12 protein-coding genes are annotated in these 13,023 nt (G+C 67.9%); 5 read left to right on the forward strand and 7 right to left on the reverse strand.

The features are described from left to right. Position 1 precedes the first annotated feature (1 nt). The 4 genes from HY049_12365 to HY049_12380 form a co-directional block, all read right to left on the reverse strand. Positions 2–3,259 (reverse strand): efflux RND transporter permease subunit, encoded by a 3,258-nt coding sequence (locus tag HY049_12365; GenBank protein MBI3449694.1) that lies wholly within the window; start codon positions 3,257–3,259, stop codon positions 2–4. Then, positions 3,256–4,671 carry an efflux RND transporter periplasmic adaptor subunit gene (locus HY049_12370; GenBank protein MBI3449695.1) on the reverse strand — a complete coding sequence of 472 codons (1,416 nt, stop codon included), beginning with the start codon at positions 4,669–4,671 and terminating at the stop codon, positions 3,256–3,258. The genes HY049_12365 and HY049_12370 overlap by 4 nt, the downstream gene beginning before the upstream one ends. Further along, a complete protein-coding gene (locus HY049_12375) occupies positions 4,664–5,959 on the reverse strand; it encodes a TolC family protein (GenBank protein MBI3449696.1) in 1,296 nt (431 codons plus the stop codon). The genes HY049_12370 and HY049_12375 overlap by 8 nt, the downstream gene beginning before the upstream one ends. 152 nt (positions 5,960–6,111) lie before the next feature. Beyond that, positions 6,112–6,471: a hypothetical protein gene (locus tag HY049_12380; GenBank protein MBI3449697.1), complete on the reverse strand. Its 360-nt coding sequence runs from the start codon at positions 6,469–6,471 to the stop codon at positions 6,112–6,114. Between the two features lie 136 nt (positions 6,472–6,607). On the opposite strand from HY049_12380, the gene HY049_12385 reads away from it, so the two are divergent. From HY049_12385 to HY049_12400, 4 genes are all read left to right on the forward strand, one after another. Beyond that, on the forward strand, positions 6,608–7,687 hold the full coding sequence (locus HY049_12385) for a N(4)-(beta-N-acetylglucosaminyl)-L-asparaginase (GenBank protein ID MBI3449698.1): 1,080 nt from the start codon (positions 6,608–6,610) through the stop codon (positions 7,685–7,687). A 64-nt stretch (positions 7,688–7,751) separates the two neighbouring features. After that, positions 7,752–8,927: an AmmeMemoRadiSam system protein B gene (gene amrB, locus HY049_12390; protein ID MBI3449699.1), complete on the forward strand. Its 1,176-nt coding sequence runs from the start codon at positions 7,752–7,754 to the stop codon at positions 8,925–8,927. A gap of 106 nt (positions 8,928–9,033) precedes the next feature. Next, positions 9,034–9,906, forward strand: coding sequence for a hypothetical protein (locus HY049_12395; GenBank protein ID MBI3449700.1), 873 nt, complete (start codon positions 9,034–9,036; stop codon positions 9,904–9,906). Beyond that, a complete protein-coding gene (locus HY049_12400; protein ID MBI3449701.1) occupies positions 9,903–10,187 on the forward strand; it encodes a hypothetical protein in 285 nt (94 codons plus the stop codon). The genes HY049_12395 and HY049_12400 overlap by 4 nt, the downstream gene beginning before the upstream one ends. An 18-nt stretch (positions 10,188–10,205) precedes the next feature. Here the strand turns inward: HY049_12400 and HY049_12405 are convergent, their stop codons facing one another. Together HY049_12405 and HY049_12410 are read right to left on the reverse strand one after the other, a co-directional pair. Next, positions 10,206–10,847 carry a hypothetical protein gene (locus tag HY049_12405; GenBank protein MBI3449702.1) on the reverse strand — a complete coding sequence of 214 codons (642 nt, stop codon included), beginning with the start codon at positions 10,845–10,847 and terminating at the stop codon, positions 10,206–10,208. A 118-nt stretch (positions 10,848–10,965) separates the two neighbouring features. After that, positions 10,966–11,334, reverse strand: coding sequence for a PilZ domain-containing protein (locus tag HY049_12410; protein MBI3449703.1), 369 nt, complete (start codon positions 11,332–11,334; stop codon positions 10,966–10,968). Positions 11,335–11,448: 114 nt separating this feature from the next. Here HY049_12410 and HY049_12415 point away from each other — a divergent pair, with 114 nt between their 5' ends. Then, entirely contained in the window at positions 11,449–12,366 is a 918-nt protein-coding gene (locus tag HY049_12415) for an ABC transporter substrate-binding protein (protein ID MBI3449704.1), read from the forward strand. On the opposite strand, the gene lexA is transcribed toward HY049_12415, so the two are convergent. After that, a complete protein-coding gene (gene lexA / locus HY049_12420; protein MBI3449705.1) occupies positions 12,338–12,961 on the reverse strand; it encodes a transcriptional repressor LexA in 624 nt (207 codons plus the stop codon). The genes HY049_12415 and lexA overlap by 29 nt on opposite strands. Positions 12,962–13,023 lie beyond the last annotated feature (62 nt).

Here is a 13,023-nt window from a genome sequence, read left to right on the forward strand (position 1 = left end):
TTCACGCCGCCATCTTCCCCCGCTTCATCTCGAAGTTCCACTTCCAGAACTCGTAGATCGGCGGATAGACCAGCAGCTCCATGATGAAGCTGGTGACGAGGCCGCCGACCATGGGCGCCGCGACGCGCTTCATCATGTCGGCGCCCGTCCCTAGCGACCAGAGGATCGGCATCAGACCCGCCATCGCCGCGCAGACAGTCATCATCTTCGGGCGGATGCGCTTCACGGCGCCGTGGATGATTGCGTCCTGAAGGTCCTGCTTCGTCCGCATCCTCCCCTGCCTCACGGCGTCTCCGTACGACATGTCGAGGAAGAGGAGCATGAAGACCCCCGTCTCGGCGTCGAGACCCATGAGCGCGATCATCCCCACCCAGACGGCGATCGACACGTTGTACCCGAGAAGGTAGAGGAGCCAGACCGCGCCGACGACCGAAAACGGCACCGCAAGCATGACGATGCTCGCCTTGACCGCAGACTTGGTGTTCATGTAGAGAAGCATGAAAATCAAAAAGACGGTGATCGGCACGACGACCTTCAGCCTCTCGCGCACCCGGATCATGTTCTCGTACTGGCCGCTCCACTGAAGCGAGTACCCCTCGGGGAGCGCGACCTTTCGCGCCACGATTGCTTTCGCTTCCTCGACGTAGCCCCCGACGTCCCTTCCGGACAGATCGACGTAGACGTAGCCCGCGATCATCCCGTTCTCGTCGCGGATCATCGAGGGGCCGGATTCCATGCGGATGTCGGCGATCTGCGCGAGGGGGATTTGCGCCCCGGCCGCAGTCGGGACAAGAACACGCTGAAGGCGATCCAGGCTGTCGCGCTCCTCGCGGGCGTAACGGACCGAGACGCCGTAACGCTCGCGCCCCTCGACGGTCCGGGTGACCGTCTCCCCGCCAATCGCCGATTGGATGACCATCTCGGCCTCCTCGACGCTGAGGCCGTAGCGCGCGAGCTGCTCGCGCTTCAGATCGAAGTCGAGAAAGTAGCCGCCCGCCGTCCGCTCGGCGAAAACGCTCCGCGTGCCGCGCACTTCCCGGACCGCCGCTTCCACCTCGCCGCCGATCCGCTCGATCACCTTCGGGTCGGCGCCGAAGATCTTCACGCCGACGGGCGTCCTGATCCCCGTCTGAAGCATGTCGATGCGGTTCTTGATCGGCATGACCCAGATATTCGACACGCCCGGGAAACGGAGCTTCCGATCGAGCTCGGCGATCAGATCGTCCTTCGTGATCCTGTCGTACCAGACGTGCCGCAACGATGATTGGAGCCACTCGGGCCATTCCGAGTAGAAGCGCGGGACACGGCGCCATTGAGACGGGGGCTTCAGGAGAACCGTCGTCTCCACCATCGAGAAGGGAGCGGGATCGGTGGGCGTGTCGGCGCGGCCGATCTTGCCGAAAACCCGCTCCACCTCGGGGCTCTCCATCAGGATCTGGTCCATCGTCTGGAGGAGGCGTTGCGCCTCGGTCACCGAGATCCCCGGGAGGGTGATCGGCATGTAGAGGAAGGTCCCTTCGTCGAGCGGCGGCATGAACTCACCGCCGAGCTTCAGGTAGACCGGCACGGTCATCGCCATGACCAGGATTGCAGCCAGGATCGTGCTCCCCGGGAACCTCAACACGAGCCGGCAGACCGGCTCGTAGAGCCGGAAGAGGAGGCGGCTGATGGGGTGTCTTTCCTCCGGGTAGTAGGTGCCGACCACTCCTTGATGGATCGGCCAGGAGAGCCACCGGGGCCTGAAGCGGATCGGCTCCATCCGGGCGAACATCATCCGCATCGCAGGGTCGAGCGTGATCGCCAGGATCGCGGCGATCGCCATCGCCAGGTTCTTCGTGTAGGCCAGGGGCTTGAAGAGACGCCCCTCCTGGTCCACCAGCGTGAAGATCGGCATGAAGGCGACGGCGATGACGAGCAGCGAAAAGAAGACGGAAGGCCCCACCTCCTTGAGCGCCCGGAGCCGTACTCCGTGAAAGTCTTCCTTACGGCCCCCCTCGTCCCAGAGCTGGATCTTCTTGTAGGCGTTCTCGACCTCGACGATGGCCCCGTCCACGAGGACGCCGATGGAGATGGCGATCCCCGCGAGGGACATGATGTTCGAGGTGACCCCCATCAGGTACATCGGGATGAAGGCGAGGATCACCGAAACGGGAATCGTCACGATCGGGACGACCGCCGACGGGATGTGCCAGAGGAAGATCAGGATGACGAGGCTGACGATGATCATCTCGACAACCAGCTCTTCCTTGAGGTTGTCGATCGATCGCCGGATCAGATCCGAGCGATCGTAGGTCGTGACGATTTCGACCCCCGGCGGGAAGGAGGGACGGAGCTCGTCGATTCTCTTCCGCACGCGCTCGATCACGTTGAGGGCGTTCTCGCCGTCGCGCATGACGACGATCCCCCCGACGGCGTCCCCCTGGCCGTCAAGATCGACGACGCCCCGGCGGATCTCGGGCCCCAGGACGACGCGGCCGAGATCCCGCACCAGGATCGGCGTGCCCTTCGAGTCGTTTCCGACGACGATCTGCTCGATGTCATGAATCGAGCGGGCGTAGCCGCGGCCGCGGACCATGTACTCCCGGCCCGCGAACTCGACCACCCGGCCGCCCACGTCGTTGTTCCCCTGCCGGATGGCCTCGACGACCTTCTGGATCGGGATCCTGTGGGCGAGGAGGCGATCCGGCTCCAGGTTGACCTGGTACTGCTTCTGGAACCCGCCGACGGAGGCGACTTCCGCCACGCCGGGAAGGCTCTGGAGCGAGTACCGGAGGTGCCAGTCCTGAAAGCTCCTGAGCTCGGCCAGGTCGTGACGGCCGCTCGTGTCCTTGAGGGCGTACTGGTAGACCCAGCCGAGCCCCGTCGCGTCGGGACCGAGCTGCGTCTGCACTCCCTGGGGCAGTGACGGGAGGATCTTGCTCAGGTACTCGAGCGTCCGGCTGCGCGCCCAGTAGAGATCCGTCCCGTCCTGGAAGATCACGTAGACGTATGAGAAGCCGAAGTCGGAGAAGCCGCGGATCGCCTTCACCTTGGGCGCCCCGAGGAGAGCCGTGATGATCGGGTAGGTGACCTGATCTTCCAGGATGTCGGGGCTCCGGTCCCAGCGCGAGTACACGATGACCTGCGTGTCCGAGAGATCGGGAATTGCGTCGAGCGGGACGTTCCTCATCGCGTAGACGGCACCCGCCAGAGCCGCCGCCGTGAGGGCGAGGACGAGGAGCTTGTTGTGCGCCGAGAAGTCGATGATTCTCTCGATCATCGCTTCCCCCCGGTCTCCCGAAGAGCCGCCTTCAGGGTCGATTCCGAGTCCACGAAGAAGTTCGCCGAGACGAGAACCTTCTCCCCCTCGGCGAGGCCGGCGATGACTTCGAAGCCGTCGGGAAGCCTGAGGCCGAGCGTGAGCGTGCGCGGCTCGAAATAGCCGCCCCCTCGATCGACGAAAGCGAGGTCGCGCTCCCCGGTACTGATGACAGCGCTCTCGGGAACCGTCAGTTTCTCCCCCATCGACGCGCGGATCTCCACGTCGGCGTACATGTCGGGTTTCAGAGAGAGGCCGGGGTTGGGGAACTCCAGCCGGACCTTGACGGTGCGGGTCGCCTCCTCGAGGACGGGATAGATAAGGGTGATCCGCCCCTCGAAGGTCCGGCCCGGCAGGTAGGAGAGGGACATCGTCGCCGCCTGGCCTTCGTGGACGAACGGCAACTCGTACTCGTAGACGTCGGCGAGGACCCACACGCGGCTGAGATCGGCCAGGTCCAGAAGCGCCGTTCCCGAGTCGATCTTCTCCCCGTGCGTGACGTTGCGCATGATGACGTGTCCGGTCATCGGGGCGTAGATCGTCGTCGTCCGGGGCGCCTCTCCAGCTTTCGCGAGGTCGTCGATCTGATCCTCCGTCAGGTCGTAGAGGAGAAGGCGCCGCCGCGCGCTGTCCACGAGATCGTCGCCGCTCGCCTTGACGGACGGCATCGACGAGCCGGCGAGCCTGTCGCGCGCCCTCAGAGCGAGAAGGTACTCCTGCGCGCTGGCGAGGAGCTCCGGGCTGTAGATCGTCAGGAGGGGCTGGCCCTTCTCGACGACCTCGCCGGTGTTGGCGTAGAGTCGCTCGATCCAGCCGCCGACCTTCGTGTGGACGTGATGGAGCCGCGTCTCGTCAAACGTGACGCGCCCGACCGTGCGAATCGTCTTCGTGAGACTCTTTCTTTCGACGACCGCCGTCCGCACCCCGATAAGCTGGCGCTTCTCCGGGGAGATCTTCACGCTGACGCGCCCCTCGACGTCCGGGCCCTCCGGCGAACGCTCCTCCGCTTCCTCGGCCACCATCGCCATCCCCATGGAGTCGTTCCCGGGTTTGTCCGAGAACTCCGTCGGGTTCATCGTGGAGCGGTAAACGACCTTTCTTTCCCCGGCAGGCAGGGCGCCGCCGGATCCTGGCTCCTCGTCGTGATCGAGAACCATCCGCATCTGGCAGATCGGGCACGCATCCGGCTTGTCCGAGATCATCGTCGGGTGCATCGCGCAGTGATAACCGTTGCGCTTCACGGCGCCCTCGGGCTTCGATTCGAGAGGCGCCGGGCCGCGCGACGACAAGGCCCGGTAGAGCGTTCCGGCGAGGACTACGACGGCGACCACCGAGATCGCGAGAAGGATCTTGAGAAGTCTGTTGTTACTCACGAGGACCTCCCTCCCGGGCCGCTTCCCCTCGAGACGCCGCCACCAGCTCTCGGCCCGTCAGGGGCTCGAGGGCCGCGAGGGCGGCGACGCGCGCGGCCCGCTGCGTCTCGTAGTCGATCTCGTAGGCCAGGACCGCCGAGAAGTCGTCGAGGAGCGTGAGGAAGTCGGCCCTCCCCACGCCATAGGCGGCCGACGCCGAATCGAGCGCGCTCAGGGACTGCGGGATGAGAGCTTCCCGGTAGAGGCTCGACAGCGTCCCCGCGCGCGATGCCCGCGCGGCGAGATCGCGCACGCGCGCTGCGACATTCAGCCTCGCCGCAAGGACCTCCTGCTTCGACGCGTCCGTTTCGCTCCGCACCTGCGCGATCGCCTGAACCTGCTTGCGCTCGCGGTAGATCGGGAGCCGCAGGCCGAACGTTCCCATGACCATCGGAGGGATGCCGCCGCGATTCTGATAGGCCGCTCCCCAGATCAGATCGGGCTTGAGCTGCTTCCTCGCGAGATCGAGCCGCGCCTCGTCGCGGAGGACCGCCGCCTCCCGCTCGTGAATCTCGGGCGCGCGGGCCAGGGCCTCCGCTTCGAGCGCGCGCGGATCCATCTCCCCGGCCGGGACTGGAAGCTCGGTCGCCTCGGCGAGCGGACGATCCTCGATCCGTCCCGCCATCGTGTTGAGCACGGCGCCGGCGGAGAGCCTCTCCTGCCCGAGGCGCTCGACCTCGAGATCGAGCCGCGTGATCTCCGACTGCGCCCTCAGGACGTTTTCCAGAAGCCCCTCACCGGTCTCGTAGCGGGCGCGAGCCGTCTGCATGAGCGAGACGAGGAGACTCCGGCGCTCGCCCAGAATGGAGGCGCTCCGGTCGATCCTGTAGAGATCGGCGTAGGCCCCCTTGATCGCGGCGGCGACGCCCAGCCTGGCTGCCTCGAGGCGCGATCGAACCATCTCCACCTCGCGGCTCGCGACCTCGCCGCCCAGACGGAGCTTCCCCGGGAACGGGATCTCCTGAGTCCAGCCGAACGCCAGATTCGAGAACTCGCTCCGACCGAGCGTGAAGCCGGTGACCGTGTCGTTCAGGTAGGAGACGCTCACCACCGGGTCCGGCGGCACCTCGGCGATCCCAGGGACGAGGCGCGCCGCCTCCTGACGCAGCCGCAGCGCCGCGATCTCCGGGTTGTTCACCTCCGCCTCCCGCAGGAGCGCCGCGAGATCGAGCGGCGATGCCGCGATGGCGGAGAAGCGTGCGGCCGCCGCGAGTGTGAACGCGGCGAGGATCGTGCTGCGCTTTGACATGACACCCCTCCCTGACGACGCTGCGATGGAAGTTCGGCTTCCTTCTCCACGAACGCGCCCCCGCGCACGCTCTGGCCGCGGCGGTCGCGATGCGAGATCTCGGGGTGAAGGAGGACCCTCGCGGGGCGCGCTTCAGCCCCGCGACGCCGCGGTCAGATCAGGAGAGAGGCGTGGCGCAGGTAGAGAGGGACCTGGTCGGCAATCCGGGCGGCGAGCTCCGACGCGGGTGTCGACCCCGGGAACGACGACGGCGGCGTCACGATCGGCGGACCGGGGGCGTGGAGGGAATGCGACCGAGCGGCGATCGGGGCACTCGAATCCCCCGCGGCCGGCAGCGACTTTCCGTCGCAGCAGCAGGGCATGAGGGGACCGAGGGACTCGCCGGTGTCCTTGACGCAGCCGGCCATCGGGCATGCCGCGCGGCTCGCCGGGGTCGAGGGGAACGACGGGGCCAGGCCCGAGGCGAGAACGGCCGCGCACAGGACCGCGATCTCGAGGCGCCCGTGTTTCATGTCGTGAACCTATACCTCGATCGGAAGGACATCAAGCCTTCGACAGCGAATTCCGTGCCTCCCCCGGGCGCGGCCACCCCCGTTTCCGATACAATCCGGCCTCACGGGCTTCGGGACGCGGGAGGAGGAGATCGCCATGAAGCGACGCGACTTCATCGTCAGAGGGGCCGCGGGTGCGGGAGCCGCCGCACTCGGCGTCATTTCCCGCGCGGGGGCCGAGGCCGGGACGGCCGGGACGGCGCCCGCGGCCGCCGGGGGGGATGGGGTCCGCCCCCTCGTCATCTCGAGCGGCAACGGGCTCAAGGCCACCGAGAAGGCGATGGAGGTCCTCAAGTCGGGGGGCTCCTCCCTCGACGCCGTGATCGCGGGGGTGAACCGCGTCGAGGAGGATCCGAACGACATCACCGTCGGCCTCGGCGGCCTGCCGAACGAGCGCGGCGTCGTCGAGCTGGACGCCTCCGTGATGCACGGGCCGTCGGGACGAGCCGGCGCGGTCGGCTCGCTCCACAACATCGTCTATCCCTCGCGCGTCGCGCGCCTCGTGATGGAGCAGACCGACCACGTCCTCCTCGTGGGCGACGGGGCTCTCGACTTCGCGAAGGCGGAGGGGTTCAAGGAGGAGAACCTCCTCACCGAGCGATCGAGGAAGATCTGGCTCTGGTGGCGCCAGACCCTCTCTCCCAAGGACGACTGGATCGCGCCGCCGGAGTCCGAGTGGCCCGAAGAGGTGAAGGAGTACGTCCGCACCTACGGCACGATCAACTGCTCGGCCATCGACCTCAACGGAGATCTCTCGGGGGTCACGACGACGTCGGGTCTCTTCTTCAAGATGCCCGGGCGCGTCGGCGACTCGCCCATCATCGGGGCGGGCCTCTACGTGGACAACGAGGTGGGAGCCTGCGGATCCACGGGGCGGGGCGAGGAGGTGATCCTCGCCGCCGGATCGGCGTCCGTCATCGAGAACCTGAGGCGCGGGATGTCCCCTGAGGAGGCCGGGCTCGACGTCCTCAAGCGCGTCGTCGCCCGGGCGAAGAAGCTCCCCAGAATCCTCAAGGCCGACGGGACCCCGGACTTCAACGTGAACTTCTACGTCCTCGATCGCAAGGGTCGCTACGCCGGGTGCGCGATCTGGAGCCAGTCGTTCTTCACGGTGCACGACGGCCACGAGAACCGGCGTCTCGAATCGGCCTACCTCCTGAAGAAGAAGACGGCGTAGGCGCGGGGCCGGCGTGATCGCGGATGAAGCCCGCCCGAGACTGAGGCCTGTCGAGGCCTTCCCCGTGGAAGCGGAGGGGCGCCGGGCGGTCGCGATCCGGGATCCCTCGGGGATGACCGACTCGGTCCTCGTCGTCTCCCCCGAGACGATCTTCGTCCTCTCGTGCTTCGACGGCCGGAGCACGCTCAGGGACGTGCAGGCGGAGTGCACCCGGAAGTTCGGCGAGATCGTCCCTCTCGACCAGATCCGCGACCTCGCGGAGGCGATCGACGAGGCGCTGATGCTCGACAGCGAGGCGTTCCGGGCGCGGGTGGCCGAGATCGAGCGCGCCTTCCGCGCCTCCCCCGTCCGCCCTGCCGCCCATGCCGGAGGCGCCTACGAGGGGGACCCCGATCTCCTCCGCGCGGGGCTCGCGGGCCTTCTCGCCGCCGCCCCCGCCGCGCCGCTTCCCCCGGGGAAGATCGCCGGCCTCATCGCGCCGCACATCGATCTGCACCGCGGCGGCGAAGGGTACGGGGCCGCCTACGCGGCCCTCGCCGCGGACCGCGACGCCGCGACGTTCGTCGTCCTCGGCACCGCGCACCAGGCCCCTCCCGAGATGTACGTCGCGACGCGCAAAGCCTACGCGACCCCCCTCGGCGAGGTCCCGGCCGACACCCATCTTCTCGACGCGATCGCGGCGAGGGTCGGGGATCGCCTCTTCCGTGAGGAGCTGGTCCACCGCAAGGAGCACTCGATCGAGTTCCAGGCGGTCTGGCTGCGCCATCTCTTCCCGGCCAGGGAGATCCGGATGGTCCCCATCCTCTGCTCGTCCTTCCACGAGTGCGTCGCGTCGGGAAGGTCCCCGCTCGAGGACGCGCGGATCTCGGACTTCGTCTCCGCGCTCCGGGAAGCGATTGAGGGGCGCGGCGACGTCCGGCTGATCGCCGGCGCGGATCTCGCCCACCTCGGCACGCGCTTCGGCGATCCCCTCACCGTCAGCGAGGCCGACACCGCGTCGTGCGCCCACGCCGACCGGCAGGCGCTCGCCGCAACGGCTCGCCGGGATCCCGAGGCCTTCTTCCGGGGGATCGCGGACGAAGGGGATCGCCGGCGCGTCTGCGGGATCTCCGCCATCTACACGCTCCTGCATGCTCTCCCGAGGGCGGCCCGCGGCACGCTCCTCCACTACGGCCAGGCGCTGGACGAGGAGGCCACCACCTTCGTCTCCTTCGCCTCGATGGCCTTCACCACCCCCTGATCCCGGCGCCGCGCCTTGATGGGCGGAGGTTCCTCCGTTATTCTGGGGATCCCGCGAGACACCTGCATCGCGCGCGATCGGCGCGCATCGAGCCTGGAGGCCCGGAATGAAGCTCTCCCGACCCGTCTACGTCGTCGGCGGCGCCCACACGCCGTTTCTCGGCAAGCACCATCCCGACTTCATCTGGAAGGGGCACCCGGATTTCGGGAAGAGAAGCAACCCGACGATCGAGGAGCATCTCCACCGGGCCGTGCACGAGGCTCTCTCGCGGACCGGCGTCCCCGCGACGGCGATCCAGAAGGGGTACGTCGGCAACTTCACCGGGGAGATCTTCGTGCAGCAGGGGCATCTGGGAGCCTCCCTCGCGGCCGCCGACCCCGCCTTCAAGTTCAAGCCCTTCTCCCGCGTCGAAGGGGCCTGCGCCAGCGGCGGGCTCGCCCTCACGTCGGGAGTGGACGCGATCGGCGCCGGCCTCGACGTCGTGATCGTGACAGGGGTTGAGGTGCAGACGACCCTCTCCGCGAAGGAGGGGGCCGACGCCCTCGCGCGCGCCGCGCACTATGCGACGCAGCGATCGATCGACCCGTTCACCTTCCCCTGCCTCTTCGCGCGGCGGGCCAAGGCGTACCGCCGGGCCTTCTCGCTGAGCGAGGCGGACCTCGCCGAGATCGTCCTCAAGGCGTACGGCAACGCGAACAAGAACCCCTTCGCCCACATGCGCGCTTTCAAGATGACCCCCGAGAACGCGCGCGCCTCCTCCGACAGGAACCCGAACTTCCTCGACAACGCCGAGTACCGCGACTTCATGAAGGTCAGCGACTGCTCGCAGGTCAGTGACGGCGCCTCGTGCGCGATCCTCGCCTCCGACGCGGGGCTTCTGAAGCTCGGCAAGCGACGCGCCTCGGCGGTCGAGATCCTCTCCTACGGGCACGCCACGTCGCCGAGGTGCACGACTGCTTCAGCATCGCCGAGGTCATGATGTACGAGGCCCTGGGCTTCGCGGCGAAGGGTGAAGGGATCCGCCTCGTGAAGGACGGCACGACGAAGATCGGCGGCCGCGTCCCCGTGAACACCGGCGGCGGCCTCCTCGCCTTCGGCCATCCGGTGGGGGCGACGGGGGTGAAGCAGGCGGTCGAGATATTCCGCCAGATGAAGGGGCTCTGCGCCGACTATCAGATGGCTCCGGCTCCGCCCCTGGGGATCAGCGCCAACATGGGGGGGGACGATCGGACGTCCGTGGTGACGATTTACCGGAGCTGAGCGGGGCGCCGCCGCGGCTCAGTCCGCCGTCGGGCCGAGCTCCGACTGCCTCACGCGGATCTCCTGCATCCGCCGCTCGATCGGCCCGAGCTGGTCGTCGACCGCCCGGATCTGCGCGCGCAGATCCTCGATCGCCTTCTTCGTCGGCGACTCGTAGTTGCTCAGCCCCGCGGGAGGGGCATTCGCCGCCTTCGCCTCGAGGGCGGCGAGATCTCCCGAGAGCCTCTCCCGGCTCGCCGCAAACCCCGACTGGACCTGCTTCAGATCCGCCATCTCCTTCGCGAGGGAGGCGAGGAGCGAGGCCGTCTCCTTCGGGTCCGCCGGCTTCGCCGCCGGCGCGCCGGACGGGGCGGGAGCGGGCGACTCCGGAGAGGCGCCCTCGGCCGATGTCGTCACACGGGCATGCCCTCCGCCCACCAGCTTGAGCGAGAGGACGCCGTCGCTGCGCGTGGCCGAGCGCCCGCGCCCCGGCGTGACGACGTCCGGAGTCCCCGCCGCCGGCGACGCTTGCGGTGCCGGAGCGGCCTTCGGTGGAGGTGGAGCGTTGAATCGCTCGGTGGCGGGCCAGTCGATCGCCTTCGCAGGGTAGACGGCGGTGTCGCCGCTCGGGAAGAGCTTCAGGAGCACCTTTTCCCCCTGCGGCGACGGCTTCTCCGTCACGTCGATCCGGTGGCCGTCGAGGGTGATGAGGGAGTACGCCGGCTTCGCGTCGTCCGCAAAGCCCGCGACGCCGGTCAGAGCGAGCGCGATCGCGACGAGGAGCGCGATCGCGGCGGCGTCAGGTGACGGCTTCGCGCGACGCGTAGACGAATCTCTTGAGGCTCTGGAAATCGGTCTCGCTGAGGTTGACGAAGTAAAGGCCATAGCGCCACTCCCTCGATCCTGGTTCGGGTGAGTCCACCCGGACGACGACGGCGTCGGTGTCGATGAGGCTTTCTCCCTCTCCGCCCGCCGGAGGGAGGTAGATGCGGCAACCCACCTGGGCCTTGAGCGGCAGGTCCAGCTCGCAGCGGCAGCAGCTCCCGCTGGCGCTGAGGTCGTACGTCTCGCCCCGCCGCCAGTGCGCGCCGCGGAGAGGGTATTGGATGTCCACGCGAAGTCTGACGGCAATGCGGGGATCGAGACGCGGCTTGCCTTCCGCTGCCACTTCACCTCCGCTCGAGTTCGCTGAATTCCATCCGGCCGGGCCGGCGAGCGCTTATTATACGGTCCATCACGACGGGCCATCAACCGAGGGCGTTTCCGGGGGATCGACATGCGGGTGCTCTGCACACGAATTCTCTGCGCCGTGGCGCTTCCGCTCACGCTCGCGGCGAGCACCGCGATACCCGCGGCCCCCGACGCCCGCACCGTCACCGACGCGGTGGGGCGGAAGGTCCGCGTCCCCGCGCGGCCCGAGCGCATCATCTCTCTCGCGCCGAACCTCACCGACATCCTGGGGGATCTCGGCGTGGGCTCGCGCCTCGTGGGCGTCACCGACTTCTGCAAGCCGCCGGCAGGATCCTCCCCCGCGCGCGTCGGCGGCCTCATGAACCCCGACCTCGAGAAGATCGTGTCCTTGAAGCCCGACCTCGTCGTCGCGACCACGTCCGGGAACTACGTCGAGGACCGGGATCGGATGGAGAGGATCGGCATCCCCGTCTACACCTGCGACACGCCGTCGGTGGAGTCGATCCTCTCCACGATCTCGGAGCTCGGCGACGTCACGGGCGCCGACGAGGCGGCGGGGCGCGTCGTGGCGTCTCTCCGGGCGCGGCTCGAGGCGGTGGCGAAGCGGGTGGCGGGGGTCTCACGACCTCGCGTGCTGTTCGTGCTGTGGGGGGACCCCCTGCTCGTGCCCGGGAAGGGGACGTTCATGAGCGACGCTCTCGAACGGGCGGGGGCCGACTCGATCTCGAAGGACCTCTCTGCGCGCTGGGCGGAGGTGGATCTCGAGACGGTCATCTCGAGGCATCCGGAGATCCTCCTCACCGTCCCGGACAACGCGGCCTTCGCGAAGGAAATCGCCTCGAAGCCGGGATGGTCGGAGGTCGCGGCGGTCAAGTCGGGGCGGGTTCACGTGCTGTCGACGGACATCCTTCAGCCGGGGCCGAGGATCGTGGACGCGATCGAGGAGATCGCGGGGATTCTTCACCCGATCGGCCACCCGATCAGCGGTACTTCCGCAGCACCCCGATGACCGCCCCCTGCACCTTGACCCGGCTCGCGTCGTAGACGAAGGGCTTCAGGTCGTCGTTGGCTGGCTGGAGCCTGACGCGGCTCCCCTCGCGGTAGAACTTCTTGAGCGTCGCCTCCTCGCCGTCGATGAGGGCGACGACGAGATCTCCCTCCCTCACGCGCGGGCGGTCCTCGCAGATCACGTAGTCGCCGTCCCGGATCTGCTCCTTGATCATCGAGTCGCCGCGGACCTCGAGGACGAAGGTGCGGTTCTTCCCGACCATGTCCTCGGGGATGGCGATCTGCTCGTGCTGCTCGATCGCCTCGATGGGAAAACCGGCGGCGACGCGGCCGATGAGCGGGACGCGGATGGCCCTCACGCTCATCGACTTCTCGGTGAGATCGAGGGATCGGTTCGCGTTCCAGACGCGCGTCACGAACCCCTTCTTCTGGAGGTTCTCGACGTGTTTGTGGACCGTGGCGACCGACGAGAGGCCGAAGTTCTCGCCGATCTCGACCAGGCTCGGCGAATACCCCTTCTCGTCGACGAACCTCGAGATGAAGTCGAGGACTTCCTTCTGGCGCTTGGTGAGGATTCTGGGAAGCTCTTTGGCCATGACTCCTCGCTACGTGTTGGCCTCCGCGGAAGGCGAAAGCGAGGAGAGTGTATGTAAATCGA

It is taken from the genome of Acidobacteriota bacterium, from assembly GCA_016195325.1.
In the GTDB taxonomy this organism is placed as follows: Bacteria; Acidobacteriota; Polarisedimenticolia; order JACPZX01; family JACPZX01; genus JACPZX01.

Excerpts from the sequence above, each read along its gene's own strand:
- HY049_12395 (MBI3449700.1), top strand. The coding sequence starts at position 9,034 with ATGAAGCTCTCCCGACCCGTCTACGTCGTCGGCGGCGCCCACACGCCG.
- HY049_12365 (MBI3449694.1), bottom strand. The coding sequence starts at position 3,259 with ATGATCGAGAGAATCATCGACTTCTCGGCGCACAACAAGCTCCTCGTC.
- HY049_12385 (MBI3449698.1), top strand. The coding sequence starts at position 6,608 with ATGAAGCGACGCGACTTCATCGTCAGAGGGGCCGCGGGTGCGGGAGCC.
- lexA (MBI3449705.1), bottom strand. The coding sequence starts at position 12,961 with ATGGCCAAAGAGCTTCCCAGAATCCTCACCAAGCGCCAGAAGGAAGTC.
- HY049_12400 (MBI3449701.1), top strand. The coding sequence starts at position 9,903 with ATGATGTACGAGGCCCTGGGCTTCGCGGCGAAGGGTGAAGGGATCCGC.
- HY049_12380 (MBI3449697.1), bottom strand. The coding sequence starts at position 6,471 with ATGAAACACGGGCGCCTCGAGATCGCGGTCCTGTGCGCGGCCGTTCTC.
- HY049_12375 (MBI3449696.1), bottom strand. The coding sequence starts at position 5,959 with ATGTCAAAGCGCAGCACGATCCTCGCCGCGTTCACACTCGCGGCGGCC.